18 protein-coding genes and 4 pseudogenes are annotated in these 26,151 nt (G+C 46.0%); 13 read left to right on the top strand and 9 right to left on the bottom strand.

The annotated features are described in order from the left end of the window. Position 1: 1 nt before the first annotated feature. From ACF2G4_RS23195 to ACF2G4_RS23185, 3 genes and pseudogenes are all read right to left on the bottom strand, one after another. A complete protein-coding gene (locus ACF2G4_RS23195) occupies positions 2–403 on the bottom strand; it encodes an SRPBCC domain-containing protein (protein ID WP_409076506.1) in 402 nt (133 codons plus the stop codon). A 591-nt stretch (positions 404–994) separates the two neighbouring features. Further along, positions 995–1,365 (bottom strand): annotated as a pseudogene (locus tag ACF2G4_RS23190) (GNAT family N-acetyltransferase); the annotation flags it as partial. 292 nt (positions 1,366–1,657) lie between these two features. After that, complete coding sequence (locus tag ACF2G4_RS23185) at positions 1,658–1,849, bottom strand: hypothetical protein (protein ID WP_409076505.1); 192 nt, start codon at positions 1,847–1,849, stop codon at positions 1,658–1,660. Positions 1,850–2,560: 711 nt separating this feature from the next. Between ACF2G4_RS23185 and ACF2G4_RS23180 the strand changes: the two genes are divergently transcribed. The 4 genes and pseudogenes from ACF2G4_RS23180 (at position 2,561) to ACF2G4_RS23165 (ending at position 5,206) form a co-directional block, all read left to right on the top strand. Then, entirely contained in the window at positions 2,561–2,899 is a 339-nt protein-coding gene (locus ACF2G4_RS23180) for a helix-turn-helix domain-containing protein (RefSeq protein WP_409076504.1), read from the top strand. A gap of 134 nt (positions 2,900–3,033) precedes the next feature. Then, positions 3,034–3,570, top strand: a pseudogene (locus tag ACF2G4_RS23175) (IS30 family transposase); the annotation flags it as partial. A gap of 815 nt (positions 3,571–4,385) precedes the next feature. Beyond that, entirely contained in the window at positions 4,386–4,817 is a 432-nt protein-coding gene (locus ACF2G4_RS23170; RefSeq protein ID WP_409076503.1) for an NAD(P)H-dependent oxidoreductase, read from the top strand. A 59-nt stretch (positions 4,818–4,876) separates the two neighbouring features. Then, positions 4,877–5,206: a helix-turn-helix domain-containing protein gene (locus ACF2G4_RS23165; protein ID WP_409076502.1), complete on the top strand. Its 330-nt coding sequence runs from the start codon at positions 4,877–4,879 to the stop codon at positions 5,204–5,206. A gap of 958 nt (positions 5,207–6,164) precedes the next feature. On the opposite strand, the gene ACF2G4_RS23160 is transcribed toward ACF2G4_RS23165, so the two are convergent. Together ACF2G4_RS23160 and ACF2G4_RS23155 are read right to left on the bottom strand one after the other, a co-directional pair. Continuing rightward, a complete protein-coding gene (locus tag ACF2G4_RS23160) occupies positions 6,165–7,100 on the bottom strand; it encodes a nuclear transport factor 2 family protein (protein WP_409076501.1) in 936 nt (311 codons plus the stop codon). A gap of 3 nt (positions 7,101–7,103) precedes the next feature. Then, the gene (locus ACF2G4_RS23155; protein WP_409076500.1) at positions 7,104–8,072 is read right to left on the bottom strand and encodes an LLM class oxidoreductase; all 969 of its coding nucleotides are present in this window, start codon (positions 8,070–8,072) and stop codon (positions 7,104–7,106) included. A gap of 163 nt (positions 8,073–8,235) precedes the next feature. Between ACF2G4_RS23155 and ACF2G4_RS23150 the strand changes: the two genes are divergently transcribed. After that, the gene (locus ACF2G4_RS23150; protein WP_409076499.1) at positions 8,236–9,165 is read left to right on the top strand and encodes a LysR family transcriptional regulator; all 930 of its coding nucleotides are present in this window, start codon (positions 8,236–8,238) and stop codon (positions 9,163–9,165) included. A gap of 400 nt (positions 9,166–9,565) precedes the next feature. On the opposite strand, the pseudogene ACF2G4_RS23145 reads toward ACF2G4_RS23150, so the two are convergent. Next, a pseudogene (locus ACF2G4_RS23145) lies at positions 9,566–10,675 on the bottom strand (IS3 family transposase). A 172-nt stretch (positions 10,676–10,847) separates the two neighbouring features. On the opposite strand from ACF2G4_RS23145, the gene ACF2G4_RS23140 reads away from it, so the two are divergent. The 5 genes and pseudogenes from ACF2G4_RS23140 (at position 10,848) to ACF2G4_RS23120 (ending at position 18,442) form a co-directional block, all read left to right on the top strand. Beyond that, positions 10,848–12,428: a hypothetical protein gene (locus ACF2G4_RS23140; RefSeq protein ID WP_409076498.1), complete on the top strand. Its 1,581-nt coding sequence runs from the start codon at positions 10,848–10,850 to the stop codon at positions 12,426–12,428. Between the two features lie 600 nt (positions 12,429–13,028). Further along, positions 13,029–13,325, top strand: a pseudogene (locus tag ACF2G4_RS23135) (IS3 family transposase); the annotation flags it as partial. A gap of 642 nt (positions 13,326–13,967) precedes the next feature. Further along, positions 13,968–14,987, top strand: coding sequence for a RepB family plasmid replication initiator protein (locus ACF2G4_RS23130; RefSeq protein ID WP_215845127.1), 1,020 nt, complete (start codon positions 13,968–13,970; stop codon positions 14,985–14,987). Between the two features lie 1,269 nt (positions 14,988–16,256). Continuing rightward, the gene (locus ACF2G4_RS23125; protein ID WP_409076497.1) at positions 16,257–17,465 is read left to right on the top strand and encodes an AAA family ATPase; all 1,209 of its coding nucleotides are present in this window, start codon (positions 16,257–16,259) and stop codon (positions 17,463–17,465) included. Beyond that, positions 17,462–18,442, top strand: coding sequence for a ParB/RepB/Spo0J family partition protein (locus ACF2G4_RS23120; protein ID WP_409076496.1), 981 nt, complete (start codon positions 17,462–17,464; stop codon positions 18,440–18,442). Before ACF2G4_RS23125 ends, ACF2G4_RS23120 begins: the two co-directional genes overlap by 4 nt. A 326-nt stretch (positions 18,443–18,768) precedes the next feature. Here the strand turns inward: ACF2G4_RS23120 and ACF2G4_RS23115 are convergent, their stop codons facing one another. Then, positions 18,769–19,788 carry a LacI family DNA-binding transcriptional regulator gene (locus ACF2G4_RS23115; protein ID WP_409076495.1) on the bottom strand — a complete coding sequence of 340 codons (1,020 nt, stop codon included), beginning with the start codon at positions 19,786–19,788 and terminating at the stop codon, positions 18,769–18,771. A 400-nt stretch (positions 19,789–20,188) separates the two neighbouring features. Here ACF2G4_RS23115 and ACF2G4_RS23110 point away from each other — a divergent pair, with 400 nt between their 5' ends. From ACF2G4_RS23110 to ACF2G4_RS23100, 3 genes are read left to right on the top strand one after another with little or no spacing between them, the layout of a single operon-like run. Next, entirely contained in the window at positions 20,189–20,908 is a 720-nt protein-coding gene (locus tag ACF2G4_RS23110; RefSeq protein WP_243080050.1) for a gluconate 2-dehydrogenase subunit 3 family protein, read from the top strand. 38 nt (positions 20,909–20,946) lie between these two features. Next, positions 20,947–22,719 (top strand): GMC family oxidoreductase, encoded by a 1,773-nt coding sequence (locus ACF2G4_RS23105; protein WP_409076494.1) that lies wholly within the window; start codon positions 20,947–20,949, stop codon positions 22,717–22,719. A gap of 1 nt (position 22,720) precedes the next feature. After that, positions 22,721–24,031 (top strand): c-type cytochrome, encoded by a 1,311-nt coding sequence (locus ACF2G4_RS23100; protein ID WP_409076493.1) that lies wholly within the window; start codon positions 22,721–22,723, stop codon positions 24,029–24,031. A 202-nt stretch (positions 24,032–24,233) separates the two neighbouring features. On the opposite strand, the gene ACF2G4_RS23095 is transcribed toward ACF2G4_RS23100, so the two are convergent. Both ACF2G4_RS23095 and ACF2G4_RS23090 read right to left on the bottom strand, forming a co-directional pair. After that, entirely contained in the window at positions 24,234–25,244 is a 1,011-nt protein-coding gene (locus ACF2G4_RS23095) for a Gfo/Idh/MocA family protein (protein ID WP_243080047.1), read from the bottom strand. A gap of 30 nt (positions 25,245–25,274) precedes the next feature. After that, positions 25,275–26,096 (bottom strand): TIM barrel protein, encoded by an 822-nt coding sequence (locus ACF2G4_RS23090; protein ID WP_279234078.1) that lies wholly within the window; start codon positions 26,094–26,096, stop codon positions 25,275–25,277. Positions 26,097–26,151: the final 55 nt, after the last annotated feature.

Below are 26,151 nucleotides of genomic sequence, written 5' to 3'. Positions count from 1 at the left end.
CTTACTCGGTTTCCATAAAAGTTTTCAGCTGAAAAAGCACTTCGCCCCAGTAAGTGTTGCAAAACGGCAGGTGCGCATCGGCAGGTGTCCATTCGCCGTGCGACAGCGCCACCAGCGTGCGTCCGTCAGGCAGATCGGAGAGAGTGAAGGTCAGGGTTTTGCCTGCCTGGCTGTCGGTTTCAAGCAGCGAGGTCTGCACGATGCGCGCGTTGGTATCCAGCGTCTCGGTGCGCCAGCTGAAGTAAGTATCGCTCTTCGGGCGCAGCGTCAGCACCTTTCCTTCTGCGATGTCGCCTTCGACTTTACCGGCATGCCAGGCGGCCATCTGGACGATGTCAGTCAGAGCGTTGTATACCGCAGGGCGCGGTGCGGCAATCTTGATAGCGTGGTGAAGTGTGATCATAAATAGCCTCATCCGAGAAGGTCCTTACGGGCCTGAGTGAAAGAAAAATTCTCATCAGGAAAAGTATAGGAAGGTTCTGAACATCAGCCGTTGCGCTTGCACAAACCATTGTTACAAAGTGCGAAAAGGACTTTAAATGATCATCTAGCCGCTTTGCCGGGTGCCGCTAGACTGTGCTTCGACACAACGCTGCCACCGCGTGCCGTTATCAGGGGTCAGGCCATCACGTCCCGCAGCAAGACCCGGAATGTGCCCGAAGCGCACACTGTAAACACCTTCAGAGCGCTAATGAATAAGGTGCAACCATTCGTTAAATCGCTAATTTGAACAAGTAAAAATCAAAGCTTTCAGCCTTGCGTATGATGCACTGCCAGAGACTACTTTTGGTAAGAACGTAGAATTAACGTGTTTCCAAAAGTCATTCACGAAAGACGGATCAGGCTGTTCAGCCGCAAAGATATGCAAAAGTTCCTTACTCAATACTTTTAAGATCAGTCAAATAAATGTCCGCTTTTCGCTCATAGCGGACATGCGCACGCTGCACAAATACTGACATTCAGCCGAAGTACGCTTACGTTGAGCAGCTTTATGTCAGTCTTGTAATGCTTTAGAGAAACATACAGCCTCTTCCCAGCCTATGTATGGTCCGTAGTTCTCAATGCGGATGTAGCCATTTTTTATAAAAAATGTACAGCCCTGTGGTTAACAAGCCGGGTTTCAAGCCAGAGCTCAGTATATCCCATGCTCTTCGCGGAAGTTTCGAGAAAAGTAAGTAAAGCATTATCAATACCAAGAGAGCTCCGGTCTGAAAACATCCTTTTAAGTTCCGCTATATTTCCTGGCAGCGTTCGGATAGCTTCGCATCCTATCGCATCGCACTTTATATTTCTTGCCAGTACCGACATTGATCTGTCCCCGTCCATTGAGTCTGGTGTGAAGTTGCTTTTGCCACAAAGCCCTGTCCGAGTCGTTGCGTAATTACTGCCGCTGACCAAGCCGCCCTTTCGCCCTGCTTCAGCCGCACGCTTCCTGTTATCGGCGAAGTTGACGGTACCACCGCATCATCAACTCATACAGCCTCTGATTTCGGTTATGTTGCCTTTAAACTTTAGCCAGTAACTTCCAGCTTTGTTTCGATGTGGTCATTTAGGGATGGCTGATGAAAGGAAAGTCCGGGTAAGGGTTCCCCAGCCGTTAAATAAACCCTATATTTTGTAAAAGAATCCCTGCTGATAGTTTTCTTTGCGTGGATTCTCAACTTATTGAAAATTTAATTAATACTTCACCGCCTTTTACTTTCTCTTTTTCTCTGGAGTGTTGGATGATGGCATTCACCGCATGCCGGTATTCAGCTTTGAGTTGACCTGATTTGAGACCAGATGAGCCCATTTCTTTATCCAGATATTTTGATTTGTGAAAACCCAATACGACGCAGTTGAAAGCCAATTAAACTCATCATATATACAGGCGGCTTTATAAACAGACGGGACTCATCCATAAACACTACATTATCTGTTTCGCAATACTCATACTTTTTGTAAAAATAATATTTTTCTTCGGGCGTCAGCGGAGCGAAGCATTGAGCGCAACAGGCTTTCATATGACATCCTCTTGTCAGATTGTTTTTTCAGACAGACACAACTGGTTTCAGGCAGGTTTTACGAAGCACAGGAACATACTGCTTACTTTTTGCACCTCCCGTCCCCTGGGATCCTCTCATTGCTGCCGTGATTTACGCTTTCTTAACTCTGCTTCCTGATGCCATCTTCTGATACTGACCGGTGCGCTCATTCTGTCAGTCCGGCACACGGGCACCCATTCGAAAAAAGATTAATTATCGATAATATAAACAATAACCCTGCATTTTTTGGTTGACGTTCGCCATCAGACCCCAGCCGCAAGGCCCGGAACGCGTCTTTTTGCGGTCCGATTGCGTTACCGGCTCTGCCGGTTAGCGCAATCGGGCTGACGACCCGGCAACGCCGGGGAGCCGAAGGGGGCCATCAGGCTGTTGATACTAACATTCGCTATGAGCTGTGGGTTCAACGGGTCGATGAACGCTATCCTTAAATGAGGAGGACGTTCCCATGAAACGAAGAACACGTATTAACTACACTCCAGAACAGAAAACGATTATCTGGGACAGATATAAGCAAGATGATCCCTTGCATGATATCGCCAGAATGTTTGATCGATATCACTCTTCTGTTATGTCTACTATCCACCCAAACGGGTGGATTCCGTCCTCCTGTTCGTAAACGCCACCGTTTATCGCTTTCGCTTGACGAAAGAGAGGAGATAACCAGAGGGCTGGTTGAAAAACGCAGTATCAAAGAAATAGCGAATAAATTATCGAGAGCCCCTTCGACTATCCGTCGTGAGATCCAAAGACACGGAGGAGCAACGTATTACCGTGCGGCAAAAGCGGACAGAACCGCATGGGATAATGCCCTGAGGCCCAGGCCTTGCCAATTAATTGAAAGCCTTGCATTGTGAAAAATAATTGCTGAAAAAATGCATCAGGGCTGGTCGCCAGAACAAATAGCCGGCTGGCTGAAGCACTGTTATCCCGATAATCAGGAAATGCATATGTCACACGAAACGATTTATAAAACGCTTTTTATACAAACCCGGGGAGCCTTAAAAAAGAACTGCAACAATATCTCAGAAGTAGAAGAACAGTACGCAAACCCAGAACCACCTCGCTTAAAGGGAAAGGATTAGGCTCAATACCTGATGCAATACCCATCAGCAAAAGGCCCCCGGATGTCGAAGACAGAGCCATACCCGGACACTGGGAAGGCGAGCTGATACAAGGCGCTAAAAACTCCTGTATTGTTACTCTGGTAGAACGTCATTCCCGCTTTGTTATGCTCGCCAGAATCAGTGTTAACAAGGCCACAACGGTAATAGCTGCCCTCATCAGACAAGCCCAAAAATTACCTGACGAAATATATAAAACATTAACCTGGGACAGAGGTGCTGAAATGACTAATCACACGCTTTTTACCGTTGTAACAGGCATTAAGGTCTATTTTTGTGATCCGCAATCGCCCTGGCAACTGGGATCAAATGAAAACACGAACAGATTACTCCGAGAGTACTTCCCAAAAGGAACGGATTTTTCCGTTCATAGTCAGCAAAGGTTAAATAGTATTTCCAGATAACTTAACGAGAGACCGAGAAAAACGCGAGGCTATGAGTCACCCGCAGAGCGATTTAACCAGTGTGTTGCATCCATTGATTGAACTCACAGGCCGGGGCAGGCGCAGGATGTAGCAAATGTCTTTGTCGTGCTGGTGCCATGACAGTAGCCGTTGAGCTTAATCAGGTTAACCGTCGGCAACTCAACACGGCGCGTAAACGTCAGAATGACAACGAAGTTTGCCGCCGCCGAGAACGCATTAGAGGGGGTGCCGCCGCCCTTCCCGCAGGCACCCGGCAGTCTGTACGCAACTAGGGGACGCTGAAGCATGAGTTGGGTTAGCAACTACAGCGAGTTACACATGTATTTAGATGGCGGCCCAGAAGAGGAAAAATTAGGCTGGCCGGGCAGCTTACCGCCACGGTAGACGCGAAAATACGTGCACTTAACGAAGAACTGTCAGGCCGCTCTAACGCCTGTGAATAATACTGAGTTGTCGCCAATACTGTTAATCTTCATCTTATTTTTCTGACATTCCGGACCGGGGAATAGGTTTCCCTGAGTCGGGAAACCTATTCCCCAAAAGATAACATATCATGAATCAAGGCAGTCATAGACACCAGTCAGTTGCAAGAAGAATTAACGCATAACGGACCGGAGTGCTTACGCAATCCACTTAACAGGGTAACAACTTGAAAAAATATGCCGTCGGACTAACTGGAAATTACTATGTCCCATCACGTGCGCATACGCTGGTCAGCCAGATCGTTTCGGAAACGGCTTGCAGATATGGGCTGAACGAAAAATTTCTATAATCTGTCTGATTTTGGTGATTCGTTGGCACTGTCGCGCAATCCTGGCCAGCTGGATGAAAAGGCCTTAGCCGTTATACAGGTTATTCTTGTTGCAGATGTACTAGTGACGGGCGTTCCTACCTACCAAGCCAGCTATCCAGGAATGTTCAAGCATCTTTTCGGCATGATTGATCCCCATGCCATGGCTGGTAAGCCGGTCATCCTTGCAGCCACGGGCGGATCAGAAAGGCATGCCCTGAAGGTTGAGCATCAGTTACGCCCCCTGTTAAACTACTTCCGGACGGCAACAGTGGCAACCGCCATTTATGCTGCCAGCAGTGAATATAATAGTTTGGAGTTACGTGATGCCAGCATGAAACAGCGTATCCTCAGGGCAGTAGATGAACTCAAACCACTGATGGTACCTCAGTATCTGACCACACAGGCTTCAGAGACTGTTTCAATCATCCTATAGGCAAGACGGCATAAATGAGTAACCGCACCGGTTCAGGAAGCTTTTAAAGGAGAAACACAATGCTGGACAAAAAAAACGTAATAAGCGATCTGACCCGCTGGATAGACAGCATGCTATGCACCCCGCTGACCATAGAGATGATTGCCAGTCGGTCAGGCTATTCGAAATGGCATATTCAACGTATGTTCCGTGAAATTCAAGATACCAGTATCGGTGCGTATATTCGTAATAAACGTCTGGATCAGGCTGCGGCAGATTTGCTGAGTTCCGGAGAAGAAATTATCGACATTTCAGAAAAAAATGGATTCGTTTCCCAGCAATCTTTTACCTATATGTTTATCCGTAAATTTGGCATCTCCCCCTATAGCTTTCGGAAGATTAACTGTTAAAAACGCGCTACTGTGTCCGCCTGTCATGCCAACCACATCTGAATGCTCTTGCCGGCTCCCAAACTGAAGACTGACACTACCCCTTAATTGTATAGATTACGCGACAGGAGGCATGAAGGCTTCCTTGGAAACCAAGCGCAGTCTTAAAGTTCAGCTTCAACATTTACGCGGGCCGTTCTCTCGCGCAGCCCGCTCAATTTAAATAAGAGCAGCTTTCTTCAAAACGAGTAAAAATAGGTTAAAAGAGCTGATAAACATATACAAAAACAAACAATTATACACAGCATATCGGGTAAAAACAGGTGAAAATACCCCTCGGGCATATACTGTCTGAACATTTAATTTCACTAATTGCTTAGAGCTGAAAGTAGTAGAAAACCATATTCGACACTGGATACTTAAACCTTGTTTTCGACTTGACGTCCGGACGCTTTCGGGGAACAGAGAAAAGTCATATGATGAGTGTTTATTCGCCTCACTGAGACGGGACAAAAAATGAATCGCCCACTTGGACGATCTGGTTGCGCTGTTTTCAAAAGCAACGGCAATATGTTACTCGGAACTAAAATGGCAGGTCCGCTTCAACGTCAATGGAAAATGCTTCCTGCCTCGCAGACTTTAGCAGGAGAAACGACTTCGACCGTTTAGTAAGTACAGCTAAATGCTTTGCCAGGAATGTATGATACATGTCAGAAGAGTGCTTATGTCCGGGCCGAATCCAAGGCTGCAGTATAATTAATTTTCACCTTTCAAGAGATTGACTGAAAACTACACCAGCCGGGGTGAGCCAAGGCAAATCAGTTAATGATATCCGCTTTCACAAATATGACTTTGAATCTAGTGCCGCCGAAGCAGTAAATTCAAAGCGTCCCTGACAACTCTGTAAAGTACTAATTACCGCTGCAGGCTGTTGTTCCATAGCCTCACGAAAAATGAAGCTGAAAAAACCTTTATTCTATTAATCATCACTAGTTTCTGTGTGACGAAACCACCCAGGAACGTATTGAACCCAAGAAAATTTCCATTTCCCATCAGTATCTCTTCTTAGACGAAAAGGATAGTGAGCTCCATAAATCGGAATACCATCCTCATCGTTAGAACGTTCAGGAATAATTCTGCCGACAAGCATAGTTGCAGTCTTACCATCTTTGCTGACTTTAATTTCAAGTGGGATACCAAAATGCTGCATAACAGGCCAAGGTCGTCGGAAGCCTTTGTTGAGGGCTACGATATTACGTTTACCCTCCATATATCCAATAGGCTGCATATCACCTTGCGCGTCATCACAATAAACGCTGGCATAAAGTTGCCAGTCTGCCTGATCGAGTGCCCAAGCATAACGGGAAAATAATTCACCAATCTGTACTTCATCACTCTCCGACAAGTCGGAGTCAGGAAACAAAGCCCAAACCGATTCATATTCACTAACTAATGATGGCAATGGGTCTCTGATATTCCAACCATTCTCGCCCGGAGGGTTAGCCCAATGAGAAATAAGTTTATTTTGTCCTTTTGACCAATACAATGACATTCTGACTTCACTGATCCGCCATTGATGGTTTAACTGGACACAACGTAAAACCATTGCCCCCCCAAATAGCAGAGCGCCTCCCTTTTTTGAACTCAAGTATCCATAGACATATGCGCTTATAGCACCTTCATTGCCTTGTATAGCAACCGCATAATTACTAGTGGATATTTTAAGAGGGTATGTTAGAACATCTTTAGCAAGTTTATGAGATAACGCATTGAGCCCTATAGCATTGCCGTGCTGGTCACAAAAAAAACTTACTGTTTCAACAAAATGGCCATTGTCGTTGTTCCATATACCGGTCTGCCACGAATAACTGAAATAGTGCAGGAGTTCCATGAATTTTATTCTTATCGGATGCATTGTTTACTCCTGACCAAGAAAATGAGGAAGAACGTGATCAATTAAGTCGTTAAGCATATCTTTGGCGGGTCTCTGCATTGGCTTCATATTGAGTGCAATGTGTGAAACGCCCGCCTCTTCTTGTTGTTTGAAATGTGAAATCAGTGCCTTCCAGCCCCCTCTCAGTACGCCGTGTGAATTATGTAATGGACCATCAGGATTTGGGCTCATGTCAAACCAAGTCGAATAACCATAAGGCCGAAACGTTTTACCATCGCCAGCGGTATTGAAGTCCGTGATTACCTCCCCAATTCGGGATGTGTCAGTTGCATACCACAGCCATGCATCAGCATTACTAGCAATCCATTCCATCGACTGTTGTGCCCGCCCTACAACCATCATAGGAATACGACTTTGTACTGGTTTAGGGACCAGATCAATCGCACCATGAAGGCTTCCATAATGGTGCGTTGTTAATGACGGAAATTCTTCTTCTGTCACTTTTTTGATTAAGTTCCAACCTTCACGATATCTTTCCCCCCGGTCTTCAAATTTTGCATTGAACGCTGGATATTCCACCGGACGATCGCCAGTTGATAACCCCAGTAAAAAACGTCCACCTGAAAGCTGGTCAATACTAGCGGCCTGTTTAGCAGTAAACAGAGGATCGCGGAGGGTTGATACAATTCCGGTTGTGCCTAGCGTTATATTTTTGGTGATTGAAGCGAGATAACCTAAATACACCATCGGGTCATAGATTTGTCCGACATCGCCAAAACGGGGGTCGAAGAAAGGCACATCTCTTATCCATAAGCTTGAAATCCCTCCTTGGTCAGCAAGTTGGGCCATTTCAGCATGATTTTTCATCGTTGGAAAAGGAGATAGTGCATAACCTTCAATTGGTGCAATTAGTCCAAAAGTCAGTTTTCCCGGTTTAAAGACATGTTTAAATCCCCGGTGGTTACAAAGGTCTTCAGGTAATGAAAGATTCATAAGTATGATGTATTCCGTTTATGATCCCGACATTCATTTTAAATGAAACAGACGAGTTTTATGGAGAAGATACAGAACAAATGACACGATAATCTATGTATTGGAGAATGTGTTTCCCCATACTGGGGAGATAATTAATCATTTATTTAATAGGTTGATAAATATGGAAATAAAGAACATTGATGATATTTTGGCTTTCGTGGCTGTAGCAAAAGCTGGCTCATTTACCTCGGCAGGTAAAGTGCTTGGCTTAACACGTTCTGCAGTAGGAAAACGCATTAGCAGGTTGGAAGAACGGTTAAACATTCGTTTATTTCAACGCACAACACGTAGCTTGAGTATGACTGACGAGGGAGAATTATTTTATGCCCGCTGTGTTCCGCTTCTTGAGGAATTACGTGAAGCTGAACAAATGTTGACCAGCCGTAATACATTACCTAGAGGCCGATTGAAATTAACTATGCCGGTTACTCTGGGCCAAATGTACGGAACAGAACTTGTGAACGATTACCTTTATAAATGGCCTGAAGTTGGTATAGACACTGTATTTACCGATCGTTATGTTGATCTTACACATGAAGCATTCGATGTGGCTATCAGGATCGGTGAACCCGATCGAGAATCAAGATTACTCAGCAGGGCAATATGTCAGCATCGTACAATAACCTGCGCTACGCCTGAATACCTTGAAAATATGGGAAAACCGGAAAATATAGCAGACTTGAAGAAACACAGTTGCATCCATTTTTCCTATGACGGAAAGGTCCTGCCCTGGCGATATAAAACAGCAGGTAAGAGCATTACTTTTTCTGGTTCCGGAAGGATCACGGCTGACAACGCTGTAGTATTGCTCCAGGGAGTGTATGCGCATATAGGAATAGCGCAGCTACCACTTTATTTAGTTTCAGATTCATTGCGATCTGGTTTACTCATCCAGGTTATTGAAAGTGCGCAAGAAGTTAGTCAATCAATCAATGTTGTTTATCCTAGCAAGCGACAGTTGTCCCCAAAAGTGAGGCAGTTTATCGACCATGTTATTGCTGCCTGGAGCCCAGTCGCGCCATGGGAAAAGGTAGTACATGATATGCTGTAATATTAAAGAATGTGCTTTTGCTAATATTTACCGAGCTTTTTGAGATTATATGTTCTACAAGACAAATGAAAAGGAGCACCAGAGGTGTAAAGTTCTCTCATGACCTGAAAACTCATCATTACTCTCGCAAGGGAATTTAGTGCTTTTTGTACGCACCTCAAAATGCGACTGGAAGGATGAAAATCGCTCATTTAATAGAACAAAAACGGTTTTCTATGTAATGCATATTTACAGGATACGTTCAGTATCAAGCTGTTTTTAACAGCTCAAGGCAAGTGTCTGTCCGCTCATATCTACTCGTAACCAGTACGGTCTCCTCTGCACCCGAATTGAGCTCCGCCAGCATAAGCCTTTAGAATACAACTACCCCTGACCTGCTCCTCGGTATTAGATACAACGATCAGTTAGTAATGTCGGTTTGTTTACCTTCTAATTTTTCATTTCTACAGTCTGCTGCAAATTCAGATGGTGTCTGGTAATTCAGCGATGAATGAGGTCTGCACTCGTCATAGTCCTGCCGCCAGTCATTAATGATTTTCCGGGCATGCAGATTATCGCTGAACCAGTGTTCATTCAGGAATTTTTCCCGAAGCGGCCGTTAAAGCTCTCAATAAATCCGTTCTCCGTTGGCTTACCCGGCTGGATTAAGCGCAACTCAACACCATGCTCAAAGGCCCATTGATCGAGCGCACGGCAGGTAAATTCTGGGCCCTGATCGGTTCTTATCGCCGCCGGATAGTCACGAAACAGCGCAATGCTGTCCAGAATGCGTGTAACCTGAACGCCTGTAATCCCGAATGCAGTGGTTATCGTCAGACACTCCTTAGTGAAATCATCCACACAGGTAAGGCCACTTAATCCGGCGGCCGCTGCCGAGTGCATCCATGACAAAATCCATCGACCAAGTCAGGTTCGGTGCATCAGGGCGCAGAAGCGGAAGCCGCTCAGTCGCCAGCCCTTTACGACGCCGTCTGCGTTTTACGCTCAGGCCATTAAGGTGATAGATGCGGTAAACCCGCTTGTGATTAACGCAAAGGCCTTCACGCCGCAGACGCTGCCAGATACGCCGGTAATCAAAGCGGCGGCGTTCAAGTGCCAGCTCAGGGATGCGTAGAGATAGCTGCGCGTCAGCAGCCGGACGCTGAGCCGAATACCGGCAGGTTGACAGGGACAGCCCTGCCAGCCTGCAAGCACGGCGTTGCGACAGACCCTAGCCTCGTACATGACTTTCTCGGCTTCCCGCTTCTGGTCTGTCGTCAGAACTTTCGGCCCGGAGCCACCTAAAGCGCCTCCTTATCCAGCATGGCTTCTGCAAGCAGCTTCCTGAGACGGGCGTTCTCCTCTTCAAAGGACTTGAACCGCTTCACTTCGGGGAACCAAACTTCTTGCGCCAGGTGTAAAAGGTGGCGTCTGAAATAGCATGCTTGCGGCAGAGTTCCCGGGCCGAAACCCCAGCTTCAGTCTCGCAGACAATACTGATGATTTGTTCGTCGGAAAATCGCTTCTTCATGGAGATGTGCTCATGTGACTTATGAAGACGTTACTAACATCGCGGTGTATTAATCAACGGGGAGCAGAACAAAGCATCACTTGCCCCGCCACCTAGCAAGCGCGATGACGCGTTGCTAGACGCACTGCTGTTTAAAACAATTCTGGGACATCACGCATAACAGGGAAGGGATATGAAAAGCTGGCTTAACCGGTTTCTGAGGAAAAAAACACAACATACCTTCCCGGTGGTGTGGGATACACAATTGCCATCGATCTATGCACGTCTTGAGCAGGCCTGTAATCAGCGACAACCGCTGGCATGGGATAACAGCGTTTTAGAGAACCAACCGTTAGGTGATTCAGATCAGGCATTTTGGGTGGCGGGCGCGCTTGAAGGCACGATGATTTATCACTTCTGTGTAGGAAGTGAGGGCCCGAGTGCAGAGGACATTCTCTCTGCGTTGCAGCAGGTGCTTGTAATACCGGACTTAAAGACAATGCAGGCGTTGTATGACCTGATAAATCATGATTCATCGCTGCATAACCTTGATGACCTGTTGAAAGCCATCCCGGGGTCCCGTGATCTGCAAGCGGATAAGCTCTATGAGCTAGTGTTATTACTCAGCACCCAGACCCCGGATCGTAATGCGGTAAAGTTTGCCATAGCGGCTTTGGCCTTCTTTCCACATCCGCGCAGTTCTGAGGTATTGCAGTTGCTGGCACGTCATGATGAGTTTACGCTGTATGGTATTATCGCGCTGCGCGCTATGGTCGAGCCAGAGCAGTATGCTGATATCTGGTTTGTCATGGCGCTGCGGGTCAACGGCTGGCGACGTATTTACCTGATGGAGCGTATGCCAGACACTATGGATAAAACGCTTTGTGACTGGCTGTTGCGCGAGGGCTTCGCTAATTCAGTCATGAACGAGTACACCGCGGTGAACAGTACAGTGCGCGGAGGGCTGGCGGATGCGCTGGCAACGGAACACGACAATGCCCTTCTGCTGGGTGCAGCGGAGATGATTTATGCGCTGTTAAACGAAGGTCCGGTTCCCGGTATGTCAGTTTACGACGATGGTGCTAAGGTCTGCCTGCTCTATTTGCAACATGTTCTTGCCTATCAGCCCGCTCATCCCCTGCACTATCTCACTGCCAGCTGGATCGGGGAGTGGGCACAGAATGAGGAATCAATGGAGACAGGCCTGTCCTCGCAATTAGTAGCAATAAGCGCCGAAGTACTGGCGTTAACGATTTGGGATAAGGTGATTAAACTGGCTCTGGCAGGCGACGAAGATTACGCATTCAATCTTGCTATTGAAGTGTGCCGCGCTCGTCAAGAGGATCCCTTCCCTGCTCTGTTTGCACGCCAGCGCGATAATCCTGAGTCAACCCTCTGGTACCAACTGATGCAAACAGAGGACGCAGACCAGGCCAGCCGCGTATGCAGCCTGGCAGAAGCACAGTTTGATCTTAAGGCGATTGTGAGTGGGCCGACGCTGAGCAGCGGCATGGGCCCGAAATGGAATTCTCAACGTCATCTGGATTCGGTATTACATGAAATGAAGCGCTTCCCAGAAATGGGATGGCCTTTACTTGCAGCTGCACTGAGGAGCCCGGTGATCAGAAACCGTCAGATGGCGATTAACGCTCTCGAAGCGTGGCCCTCTGACAGCCTGTCGGTTCATCGTAAGTACATTGTAGAATGCGCTAACGGTGAGCCTCATGAAGAGGTGCAGCAGCGTCTGAAAAGTTTGCAGGAACGGTTCAATTAAATCTGCCTCAAAAATGCCAAAACCGCTTTTTAGCGGGTTTTCGCTTTATCCGAAAAAGCCATCCACTGCTTCATTACACTCTTGATCTCCTGTTATTAGCGGTCAGCAAAAAGCCACCCCAGCAGCATCCGATTCTGCCGTCGAAATGAGCCTTGGCTATAGCGATTTCCGCAAAAAGAAACTGGGAATTTCAGTCTGAAATATATTATAAAAAGTGATTTAAAACAAAAACTTATCATAGAAAATCTGCAGGGAATTTTTAATCTTTAGAGATGCAAAAATTGTCTCCAAATTTAAATCATTCAACTATCCGCGATAACGTGCAAAGGGTAGGGGGCTTGAATAGGCACTAAACTAAGTTCGTTTTAATTCAGCTGCCAGTTTAAACGTTGCAGCTAAAGACAGATACTCGAGATAACAAATGAGATGCACTAAGGTTCTGACCTGCTCTCCGTTGATTAATACACCACGATGTCAGTAATGTCTTTATCAGTAACGTGAGGACATCTCCGTGAAGAAACGTTTTTACAACGAACGGTGCATCCATATTCTCCGCAAAGCCGAAGCCCCGATTTCTGCCCGTAAGCACACCCTCTCAGAATCGTGCTGTCACTAGGTTATCCTGCAACGATAAGAACCGATCTGAGTCCTGAATTACATGTCGGGCACAGGTCAATCGGCTTATGAACATGCCTTGACGCTGCGGTTAAATCAGTCAGGTAAGCCAATACAGAATGGGTTCAGCGATAGCATTCACATCAGGAAATGATTAAAGACTGGCGGCAGGGCAATAACGTATGCAGGCCACATTCAGCACTGAATTTTCAGACGCCATCAGAGTTTGTAGTGGGCTGGCGAAACGGAGAATTTGAAAGTAAACACACTACCATGAGTAACTGGCGGCTCTGTCTAATACCAAGAGCAGGCAGAACCTTCATGCCCGCTTTAAAAACAGTGTGTTACGTATGGATTGATTACATGAAGTAAATCGAGCGAGCCTTGGAGCCAGGTAACGAATTTCTCATTCCAGCTCCCACTGACTGCAAGGCACAAGATGCGTTGACAAAAAGCTCCATCACTGCGGTTTTCAGGTGACATGGGGCTAAATGTAAAAAATACGTTTTAGTAAAACTGCATTCAGATGCTTCTTTCAATCTTTTAATGATTAGTTTGTATGTTCTGACGAGCTGATACATATCGATTGCTTACCCGCGGCTTCCCGCATCCTTCCTGTGAGTCTGCTTTTTACTTATCCCCGTTATCAACAGGATAGATCCAGTAATACGATCTTAATACGATCTAATATCGATCCAAAAAAGCCTAAACGATCCCCGCACCTCCGCAGCCCTTGCTATGTCTGGCTTAAATGGCAATTGAGGTTATCAGTCATATGCAAAAAATTTTCAGTCGTATGCATTTGGTTACTGTTCATATGCTTTAGGTTATCGGTTATATGCTCTTTGATTTCCACTGGTATGCTGATAAGGTTATCCGTCGTATGCAGCGTAGAATTCACCTGTTGATAAACGGATGTTGTTTATGACCAAAAAAGTCAATGACTTAGATAGCATGACTGATGAAGTGAATAAAAAGACGGGTGAACTTGTCCACCTCAATCCTACGGCTAACGCAACGGTTCAGCCGGTCGCCTTAATGCGCCTTGGGCTTTTTGTTCCCAATACCGATCATGCAAAATCTAAATCCTCAGTAAGCACGGTTAAATCGACCGTGGATGCATTTGAGGATCTTTACCATCTGGAAGTGGTTAAGCGGGAAGGCTACAAGGATATCTCTATTCGTTCCGAACGGCTTGATATGGCCACTGACTTTCGGGTGTGGTTAGGGATCATACGTTCAATCTACGATAATGGCAGTTTCGCAGGTAAGCTGAAACTGCCATTCACAAAGTTTCTACAGAACTGCGGGTTCGATTCGAAGCGCTCTAACAAAGACATGAAGAAGCGTATAGATGAATCCCTTATGCGTTTACGTGGCGTGACGATACAGTTTCGTAATGAGACCGGTTCTCTTACAACAGGTCTTGTAAACAGTGCGCATTACAGCCTGACAAAAAATGAAGTCGAGATAGAAGGCGATCCTCGTCTTACTGACCTTTATCAGATGGACTATAAGGTTTATCTGCGTCTCAAGGCAATTGACCACCTTCCCCGTAAAGAATCTGCCCAGGCGCTTTACACGTTCATTGAGAGCCTACCGAAAAATCCAGCTCCGGTTTCAATGAAACGCCTTCGGGAAAGATTACGCCTGAAATCGCGCATTGCTTATCAGAATCATATTGTTCGTAAAGCCCTGGCTGAACTGAAGGAAATCAATTATCTGGAATACAGCGAGTTTAAGCGCGGGAGATCGGTATATTTCAATATCACAAAGAGAAATCCGAGCTTAGTGCCTGATAAAGCCTTAAAAATGAATGATACCTATGCTGCTGAACCTCAAATTCTTGATGAGGCAATGATATCTAAAATCAGTAAGCTCAAGGATTCAGGTTTTACAGAGGAAGAGATTGCAAAAATCCTGATCACCCTCGATAGCAAATGACCAGTAACCAGCGTTAGCATACGACTGCCAACCTTTCCAAAATAATGAGCTTATTCAATTAATTATGAATCAGCTCATCAGCATAATTTCATTTCTCATGAGTGCTTAGCTGACTTTCGGCTCGTTCCTGGTCCCTTTTTAAACTGACGCCCGCATACGACCGATAACCTTTAATCTGATCTCTTACGTTAGAGCATACGACGGGAAACCTTTGCGGATTCAGCCATACCTCAGACGACATGAAAACGGTGCTGATGACACTTTTATTTTATATAAAAAACCATTTAATCTATTGAATTTATTAAATTAAAGTTTAATCGGTGGGTAAAAAAATGACCACAGCGCTGTGGCTAAGCGTTTAGCATTATGTTTTTGAAATTGCATATGGCTGATAACTCTCGCGCATACGACTGATAACCTTCTCTCAATCCTCGCCAGTCAGATACTTCATAGCCCCGCCTGAATAACAGAAATATGCATACGACTGATAACTTTCTGCATGCGACCGATAACTACCAGCATATTTCCGATAACTTTCCCTGATACCCTTTTTAAGGATAATCCACCTCGCTAACACCCTTCATTAAAGCCTTCTCAAGCATACAAGTGATAACTTTTGCATACGACTGGAAACTTTCTTTGCGGTAGATGAGCATACTTCTGGTCCTTTGTTATAGCAGCAGACTATGACCAGAGAGTTTCTTACCTAAGCAGTGTTTTTCATTGGTAGGGCAGGGCTATTACACCGTAATTAGCATACGACTGATAACCATTGGGCCAATCGTCTACGTTTGTTGTTAGCATCAGGAGTTAGAGGGTTAGCGCTCTGCGCTTTTCTAGTCTTGGCAGAGCATACGAATGGAAACCTATTCATTACGCAAAACTTACTTACTAAGGAGTAGAACAAATGATTTTTTATCAAAATGGTATTAAATCAACAGATTGCTTAAATAAAAAGATGCAATAGGAACACATCATTGAGGCATTAAAATCTAATCCAGAACAGACGACTACGGTACAAAAGTAATGCTTAGCCGGAATCTCACGCATATGACCGATAACCTTCAACGCTTTTCCGTGACCCTGCATATCCAGCAACTCACAATGATCAATCTTAGAAGTACGGAATAGGTAATAAGCCAGGCTAAACCCTAAGAGTACGGTGACAAAAAATATTGCCACGTACAACTTTTATCTGAATATCGAAATTTATTGCACATAACAATGCTGTGTGTACACTAATGGAAAATTTGCCAAGGGAGTAGCGGGATGAAAAGCAATTACGGTGGCGTAGACGAGACGGCTCGCAGGGCAAATGCCATGCTGCGCAGCATGAGCGACGACATTATCGATAAACGCCAGGAATTTGGCCTTGATCGGTACTATCAGACTTTCACCCGTAACTCTGTGGCAAATATGCCTAAGCTCAGTCGTCGAGCCGTTGAGCAGGCGATAGAAGAGATGGAAGCGAAGGGGCATTTGTTCGGTAAAAAGGATGCGGGCAATGCCAAGCATTACGCGCTGACCGTTCAGGATGTGGTCGATATTTATGCGCATCGTAAGGTGCCGAAATATCGTGACCTGCATAAAGGGGAAGGCCCGTTTGTGATTTTCGTGGTTAACCTGAAAGGCGGGGTATCGAAAACCGTGAGTACGGTAACCCTTGCCCACGGGCTTCGCGTTCATCCAGATTTGTTACAATATGACCTACGTAACCTTGTGATTGACCTGGATCCACAGGCATCCAGCACGATGTTTTTGAATCATACCAACAGCATCGGTTCAATCATGGAGACCGCAGCGCAGGCCATGCTTAATGACCTGGATGCTGAACAACTTCATAAAGATATTATCCAGCCCACTATCATTCCGGGTGTCGATATCATTCCCGCCTCCATTGATGATGGATTTGTGGCCAGCCAATGGAACGACCTTGTTCATGAGCATCTACCAGGCGTGCTGCCCTCAGAGGTTCTGCGGCGTAATATCATTGATCGGGTCGGTAAAGATTATGATTTTATCTTTATCGATACCGGACCGCATCTCGACGCCTTTATGCTTAATGCCATTGCCGCCAGCGATCTGCTTTTAACGCCAACGCCGCCAGCTCAGGTCGATTTCCACTCCACTCTTAAATACCTCACTCGCTTGCCAGAGATGCTTGAGCAGCTGGAAGAGGAGGGCATTAATCCGCGGATTAAGGGCAACATCGGCTTTATGTCGAAGATGACCTCCAAGCGCGACCATGAAATGACGCATGGCCTGGCTCGGGATGTTTTCACTTCTTATATTCTGGACGCCACACTACCCCGCTTAGACGGCTTTGAGCGCTGTGGAGAGACTTTTGACACCATCGTCAGCGCCGATCCGCAATCCTACCCAGGGAGCGCGGAGGCACTGAAAAATGCAAAACGTGAAGCTGAACGGTTTACACAAGCGGTGTTCAAGAGAATTGAGTTCGTAAGGGGTATCAAATGACAAAAGTAATGAAAAAGATGGGCCGTACGCTGGGCAATTCAAATTTCTCGAAAATGCTGAGTGAGACGGAAGGCGCCCGGGTATTCGTACTGAAATCAGGTGTCGAAGCGCGCTTCGTTCTCACGAAAATATTGCATGATGATATTGAAGCCCAGACCTATGTAGATGCCTCAGTTAACGGTCGGGACCAGTCGTTACTTACGCCTGAATCCGTAAGTGACATTGCCCGTACCATTAAGCTGCAACAGTTTTTTCCTGCAATTGGCCGGGAGATTGATGGTCGTATTGAGGTACTGGACGGTTCTCGCCGCCGCGCAGCGTGTCTCTATAATGGTACTCCTTTTGAAGTGCTGGTAACCAAAGATGATCTTGATTTAGCCGATGCGCGCCAGTTAGCGAAAGATATCCAGACAGCTAAAGAACACACGCTGCGAGAGCTGGGAAAGCGCCTTCAACTGATGTATCCGGAAGGTATGAATCAGTCGGATATTGCCAAAGCCGAAGGACTTTCCGCTGCAAAAATAACCCGCGCATTTCAGGCTGCAGCGGTGCCTGATGAAATGATTGCCGTGTTTCCCTCAGTAAGTGAGCTTTCCATTACCGATTATCAGGCATTACTCGATATTGCAGACAAAGCTAGCGTTCAAAATATTGAAATAGGGGAGTTGGTTGACAGCGTACGTAACCGAATTGAAAACGGGATCGCACTCGATTTCGACGATCCAACAAATAAAACCAAAATTATCGGCTATTTTCGTGCGGCAAGTGCTGGCAGGAAAGCCTCGAAAGTAGATAAAAAGATTGTCACTGAGAAGATGGGAGAATTTGCTGATAAAAAGCAATTTGCCCGTAAGAAAGTTGATGTTGAAAAGCGATTAGTCACCTATGAATTCTCACGCTTACCGGCTGCTTTTCAGGCTGAGCTTGATGTGGCTGTAAAAAAAGTGATTGAGAAAATGCAGTTACAGGAGAAATAAAAGCTTTAATCTTTTAAATCTCATACACGATGGGCCACAAAGCTGCGCTTGCAGTTGAAGTGGTCCTTTTTCTATGCCATGTGGCAAAGTCATATCCAGTGAAAACATTTCCCAATTATTTTTCCACTTAACACCATGTTTTTGAAGATTAAAGTGTTATTATTTCAGTCTGAAATTCCCCGAAAATTTCAAAGGCAATTGAACCTGACGGCATCGTATTTATGTTAGTTGAAAGCCAATAAAGGCAAACTTTATCAACACATATTGGATATGAGATTGACTCATTGGCGTTCATAGAATTAACTCGGTTTTACCAAGAAATTGTATCAGGACATATTTTCACTCGTAACAATCCTCAAATCAACATTGCCATCTGAATAGGTATCAGGTTTATAACCTTGTTCAAGATGCCTGAGCATAATATGTATGGCTGAGGTAGCATGATGATGAGCATTTTGATCAAGCGTATAGTCAAGTTGATCACTTTCTAATAATTGACGCGTTACTGATGAAAGTTCATGGGTAATATAAAGACATGATTTATCTAAGTTATAATGACGTAGTATTTTGCTTATATCACTATTTCCCGTACCAGTATTATATAAGCCAATAATATTGTCGTTCCGTTTCAAAACCGTATTTAAAAGTGATCGAATTTTGTCAGGCTCATCTTGTCCAGCAAGCACCTCATGAAGTGCCAGATGTGGAGCGCGTTGTTCAATCATATCTCGAAAGCCTGCAACACGCTGAATATGTGCATGAAAATCAACACGCCCGCTGACCATGATTATGGTACCTGGCGTGGTGCGGCTCTTACTCATCAATAATCCCGCAGTTCTACCGGCCTGGTATTGATTGATACCTACATGGCAAAGCCTGTTGGCATTGGGTAGATCGGTCGCGAGTGTAATCACAGGCACACCTTTTTCCATGCAGTATGTGAGCGCTTCGTAAATTATCGGGTAGTTATGTCCAAAAACGATTATTCCATCACGGATGTTACTGCTTTGTTTGATTTTTTTGGCAAGCTTATCGGGCTCAGATTCTGGGACTAGGGTACGATGAAGTGTTATTTTACGATAGCCAAGGTTATTCGCGACCAAAGCAAATTCTTTTGCTAACTGGCGAAAGAAAAAGGATTCAAGGCTGCTCAAAAAGACTTCAATTTGCCAGGGATGACTGTTTTCTTCAGGTAATAAGCGCTGAAGGCCGGCAGCACGAGCCGCTATTAACACTTTACGAACAGTTTCAGGTTTTACTCCGCCGCGCTCATTTAACACCCTGTCAACCGTGGCGATTCCAACACCCGCTTTTTCAGCCAGCATTTCCAGGGTTACTTTTTTCATTTTTTCTCCACAACGGTGCAAAAGGAATCAGGAATTGATTTTTAAATGTACAGAGCAAAGCTTATTATTATCCTAAGCACAAACACTCAAATAAGTGAATAGATGCCGCCAAGACACCGAGTATTTTTTCAGAGCGTTCATATATTACTCATGATGGAAAACCATCAAGAAACTCCTTTGAAAGTTAAGAGGAAGTCCTTAGTATTTCGCCGCTGTTAAATTTTCTTTAAGAAACTTTCGAAAATGTAAACAATAAAAATATATAAGTCGGAAGTTTAGAATTAAAAATACCTCATGGAAATGTTCCGCTTTCAGCGGTTCCCTAATCAATTTTTGGCGATTTGTGATTGTTTTTTTAATTAGTCCATTTTGATGTGACCAATTCAATAGCAGGGATAATATGAAACGCAGAGAATTTCTCACTTCCATGACGGCGCTGGGAGTGGCCTCTTCTATACCTACAGTTGCTAAAGCTGATGTGATTAATGGTGGCCAGCCCTGGCAGCCAGGTCAGGTAAATACCCCGCCTCCACCTCCAAGACAAGGAGGATTGCAATATTTAACACCCCATGAATTTGCAACCGTTGGTGCTATTTCTGAGCGCTTTATTCCTGCTGATGAAATGAGTATCAGTGGTAAGGATGCGGGCTGTGCGATCTTCATTGATCGACAACTTGCAGGCGATTATGGCAATGCCGTAGCCGTGTACCGTCTAGGGAAGTTTGTGAAAGGCACACCAGAGCAGGGGCCGCAGTCTGCGCTGACGCCTGCTCAGCGCTACCGACTTGGCATTGCCGCATTGGATCAGGCTACCCAAAAACAATACGGCAAAGCCTTTGTTGATTTATCGGGTGATCAACAGGACAACGTTTTAACAGCAATGGAAACGAATCATATCAATTTGGGTGAGGAAGTTGAGACCAAGGTATTTTTCGAATTACTGCTTCAAAACGTCCGCGAAGGGTTCCTGTCCGATCCTATTTATGGCGGAAATAAAGATATGGCTAGCTGGAAAATGATTGGTTTTCCTGGCGCGCGTTATGACTTCCGCGACTTGCTCGCTAAGAAAGGGCAAAAGCTCAAAATCATCCCAACCAGCCTGATTGATAACACCCTTTAATTCACCGACGCTATTGTTGCGCAAGTACGAGTTTTAAAATGAAAAATATTCGACCAAAAGCTGACGTTGCCATCGTCGGCTTGGGATGGTGTGGCTCTTTAATCGCCGAAGAGTTAACACGTGCTGGTTTAAATGTCGTCGCTATTGAGCGCGGCCCATGGTTTGAAACCGCAACTGATTTTCCCCCTTCGATTGATACTGACGAACTGCGCTGGGATACCCGCCGCCGCATGTTACTGCCACCCGCAGTTGAAACCACAACGTTTCGCAATAACACAACGCAAACCGCACTGCCTTCGCGTGACTGGAACCTGAATGAGCTGGGATATAACGTTGGCGGTTCTGGAACACACTGGGCGGGCATGGCATGGCGCTTTACGCCTTTCGACTTTGAGCCCTACAGCCAAACTGTAAAGCGCTACGGTAAAAAGCAGATTGCTAAAGGCATCATTCTTCAGGACTGGGGAGTGACCTATGACGAGCTTGAACCATTCTATGATCGCTTTGAACGTATCGCAGGCGTTTCAGGTAAAGCGGGAAAACTCAACGGTGAAATTGTTCCAGACGGCAACCCATTTGAGGGCAACCGTAGCACTGAATATCCTTTGCCGCCGCTTGAAGGCATGCGCTTAACCGATATTTTTCGTGACGCGTCAAAATCTCTGGGCCTGAATCCCTTTATGGTTCCTGCAGGCCAGGCTTCACGCGCTTATGTGAACCCGTTGGGTGTCAGGATGGGACCTTGTACCTATTGCGGTTATTGCCTCTACTATGGCTGCGGTAACTTCTCAAAATCCAGCCCTAATGCCTGTGTTATTCCGGCTTTAATGCAGCGTGAAAACTTCACCGTACTGACTGATTCCGCTGTAGTGCGTGTTAATAAATCTGCTGACGGCAAGACTGCTACTGGTGTGACTTATGTTGATAAAAATAAAAAAGAGTGGGACCAACCCGCTGACATCGTCATCCTTTCTGCCTTCCAGATGCAGAACGTCCGCCTGTTGCTTCTCTCTAAAATTGGTAAACCTTACGACCCTGTAAGCAAAACGGGTGTAGTAGGGCGAGCGTACAGCTTCCAGACGGTATCTGGTGCCAGCTTATTCTTCGAAGATGAAAACTTAAATCAGTACATCGGTGCTGGGGCACTTTCACAGCAAGTTGATGACTGGAACGGCGATAATTTCGATCACACCGGGATGGACTTCATTGGTGGTGCCGGCATTTTGGTTGTTGCACGTGGTGCCAGGCCCATAGGCAATGCTGATGTTCTTCCTCCGGGTACGCCGCGTTGGGGTAAAGAGTGGAAAAAGGCTTATACCCACGCGTTCCAGAATGGCACGTTCATCTTTGGGCAGGGCACCAGTTTCTCTCATGAGGATTACTACCTCGATCTCGACCCAGAATACAAAGATGATAACGGCAATCCGCTGCTGCGTGTCACTTTTGACTACAACGATAATGATCGTCTTTCCGCAAAGTTTATCGAAGAGAAGAGTGTGGAAATTGGTAAAGCGATGGGCGCAAAAATTGTTATTGGTACCAATTCCGCGTCAGGCCATTACTCACCGTATAACTTCGCAAGTGACCACACTATCGGCGGTGCAGTAATGGGCGTTGATCCTGAAACCAGCGTACTCAACCGCTATCAGCAAAGCTGGGATATGCACAACCTGTTTGTTCTGGGTGCCTCTTCTTTTCCAAACAATGCCGGATATAACCCGACCGGAACGATTGGCGCGCTCAGCCTGTGGACAGCAAAAGCCATCCTTGAACAGTACCTGAAAAATCCCGGCCCGTTGGTAAAGGTGTGATATGAAAAAGACAACGATTATCGCTGGGGTTGCTGTTGTAGCTGCCACCGTTGCTGCTGCTCTATTGTGGGAAAATGGTGATACGTCATCAGATAATGTTGCCAGCACTGACGTGTTGACCAGCCAGCCTCCCTCCGCATCTGATGGCGGATCAGTGGCGCGTGGTCACTATGTGGCTGTTGCGGGAGATTGTATCGCCTGCCACACTGCGCCCGAAAGCAAGCAGCCATTTTCCGGTGGTTACTCAATCAGTACACCCTTTGGCGGTATCTATGCCAGCAACATCACCCCTGATGCAGAAACCGGTATTGGCAAGTGGACCGAACGCGATTTCTACCGTGCCGTTCGTCATGGCAAAGGTAAGGAAGGGGAAAACCTCTATCCAGCCATGCCTTATAATGCGTATGTAAAAATCAGCGATAAAGATATGCACGATCTCTGGATGTACATGCGGTCAGTCAAGCCAGTGAATTATAAAGTGCCAGAGACTAACCTGAGTTTTCCTTATAACATCCGTCTGGCAATGATGGGGTGGAACCTGCTGTTCTTCAAAAATCAGGGTTTTCAAATTGATACTGCAAAGTCCCAGATCTGGAACCGAGGCGCCTATTTAGTTGAAGGTCTGGAGCACTGTGCTGCATGCCATACAGCCAAAAATATCATTGGTGGTGATACCAGCGACTATCTACAAGGAAGTAACCTGGCCGAGTGGCATGCTCCCGACATCACCCCTAACACGTATACAGGCATTGGCCGCTGGAGCCAGGATCAAATCATCGATTACCTGAAGCTTGGCAGTAACCACGTTGCGGTAGCCTCTGGTCCGATGGCTGAAGCGGTAACAAATTCCACCCAACACCTGACAGATGAAGACCTGCGTGCGATTGCTGTCTATTTGAAAGCTGTTCCAGCTTCAAAGAATAAAGCGCCAGCGGCGATATCAATCAGTAATGCCCAAATGAAAATGGGTGAAAACGTTTATTCAGCTAACTGTACTGCCTGCCATAATAGTGATGGTAAAGGCATTCCAAACCTTGCAGCGAGCCTGGCAGGTAACTCAGGGTTGATGGCTGAAGATGCATCTTCCATTATCACAACGATTCTACAGGGTGGGCGTGGCGCGGTGACTGTCGGCAATCCTACCAGCGGTGCTATGCCAGCCTTTGACTGGAAATTATCAGATGAGCAGGTTGCAGCTGTCGCAACCTATCTGAGAAACAGTTGGGGTAATGCGGCAACGGCTGTCCCGGTAGAAGATGTTACCGAAAGCCGGAAGTTACTGAAGTTAAAACCGCAGATGGCAGCCCATTAAGGTGACATGATGTCCTCATATCATGACGACGGATAAAGCCTGACTGGTTTGATAGGCTGAGGATTTTAAAGGGTTCATTCTGGTCATGAACCCTTTTTTAATACGCAAATTTAAGTGCGGGCCGTGTTTCAATGAGCATTAAAAATGATATGGCGAGACCACGATAACCGCGGCCACACCGTAAAGCGGAGTCATACTCTAATCAGGCATAAAAAGCAGGTTTCGGCGGCATCTTAACAGGCAGAATTTCACCTGAGTTCTGGGCTGCGACACAGGCATCTGCAGCAACAGCTGCGGCATAACCATCCCATGCCGAGGGTCCGGTCATTTCACCTGAAGCCACGTTATCAATGAAGTCCTGCAGCTCTACATCGTAGGCATCAATAAAGCGTTTTTTCCAGTCAGTGAGAATGGCTGTAGACAATTTTGCTGCGCTACGCGTTTGAACGGAGACGGGTTCTGGCAGACGTGCGATACCTAATTCGCCAACAACTTCACACTGGATATCATAGCCATAATCGCAGTTCACGAAGATTTCGACATCAATGCGGGTTCCCCGGGTTGTTTCAAGCAGCACGATTTGTGGATCGCGTAAGTGTGATGAAGCATTGCGTGTTTTACGCGGGAAAATAACCTGCGCACTGACGTAATCGTCATTCAGTAGCCAACGCAGGACGTCAAGCTCATGGATTAAGGTATCGGTAATGGCCATGTCCGTGGTGTAAGCGTCACCAACGCTGGGATTACGATGCGCGCAATGCAGCATTAATGGCTCACCAATATCTCCACGGGTGATTACCTCTTTCAGGGCACGGTATCCGCTGTCATAGGGGCGCATGAAGCCCACCTGTACCAACTTTTTACCTGCATTAATTTCAGCTTCAACGATGTTCAGACAACCCTGTGCCGTAACAGCAAGTGGCTTTTCACAGAATACTGGCTTACCTGCTTTGATACAGGCCAGCACAAACTCTTCATGGGTGGGACCCCAAGATGTCACCAAGATAGCCTGGACAGCAGTATCGTTAATGAGATCATGCGCGTTGTCGTAAATTTGCGCATCAAGTCCTAATTCATTAATCACCTGTTCGCAGTTGCTGCGGTTTATATCGTTTAATGCCACTACGCGCGAGTTTTGAAGAACCTGACTGCAACGACGGATATGTTCACGTCCAATTGCGCCGGTTCCGATAACACCAATATTAATCGTCATAAGTTTATTTCCTGTCGTTGCTATATCAATTTATTGATTCAAGAAAAGAATGCTGTTCTTAATTTCACGAGCAATATCTTCTTCAGTCCATGAGTCCATAACAGATGAGAACGGTTCAAATGCGTAAATACCGCGATAGCCCATCTGCTCAAGCCTGTTTACCTGCTCTTTGGATTTAAGAAGATCGCCTTCACTAAGCATGATGCGTTCTTCATCAGTCAGGAGGTGAGTCGCACGCGTGTCGGTCACGCCAGACAGATGCACCAGGCCAATTTGGGTAATATCAATATCCTGCTCGAAGTCATTCTCAGCATCTTCGAAGAGATGATGATGGAAGGTATCTAAAACGAGTTTAAAGGGTACACCGGCTTGTTTAATCAGGGACTGGGCAACAGTGGCAGATCGTAAAGAGCTTTGAGGAAAGCCCAGCGGCTCAACCAATCCCTGAATGCCATATTCCGCAAACAAAGGCGCGAGCGTTTTCAATGCGGAAATCGTTTCGTCATCTGAGATCTGGGTACCGTCATTAAGCGGGCACAGCACCAGGGATTCGGCACCCACGTCACGTGCATCACTCAATAACTGACGAGTCCGACTCAGAACGTCATCATTCAACTGATTAAAGGGATATACTGCGTTGATCGTGATGATTTTTATTGCAGTTTTGTCGGCCATGTTCCTTACCGCATCGCCACCTTTACCGTCAGTCACGCTTCCGCCGTTCATATCGTTGCGAAGCTCAACTTTATTCAAACCAAGCTCTTTCACTAGCTCGAAAAAACGTTCAATACTGACGGACGGTGCTATTTTTCGGTTAATGCAGAAACGGTCATTAGTGATATTGATAGACATAAGGCATTCCTGAATGTTAATTCATCAATTGAAGGCTGATTTTGTATTTCTCAAT

It is taken from the genome of Pantoea phytostimulans, from assembly GCF_046118715.1.
Taxonomy (GTDB): domain Bacteria; phylum Pseudomonadota; class Gammaproteobacteria; order Enterobacterales; family Enterobacteriaceae; genus Pantoea; species Pantoea phytostimulans.
The sequence above is the reverse complement of the archived record's forward strand: the minus strand, read 5'-3'. Positions and strand labels throughout refer to the sequence as shown.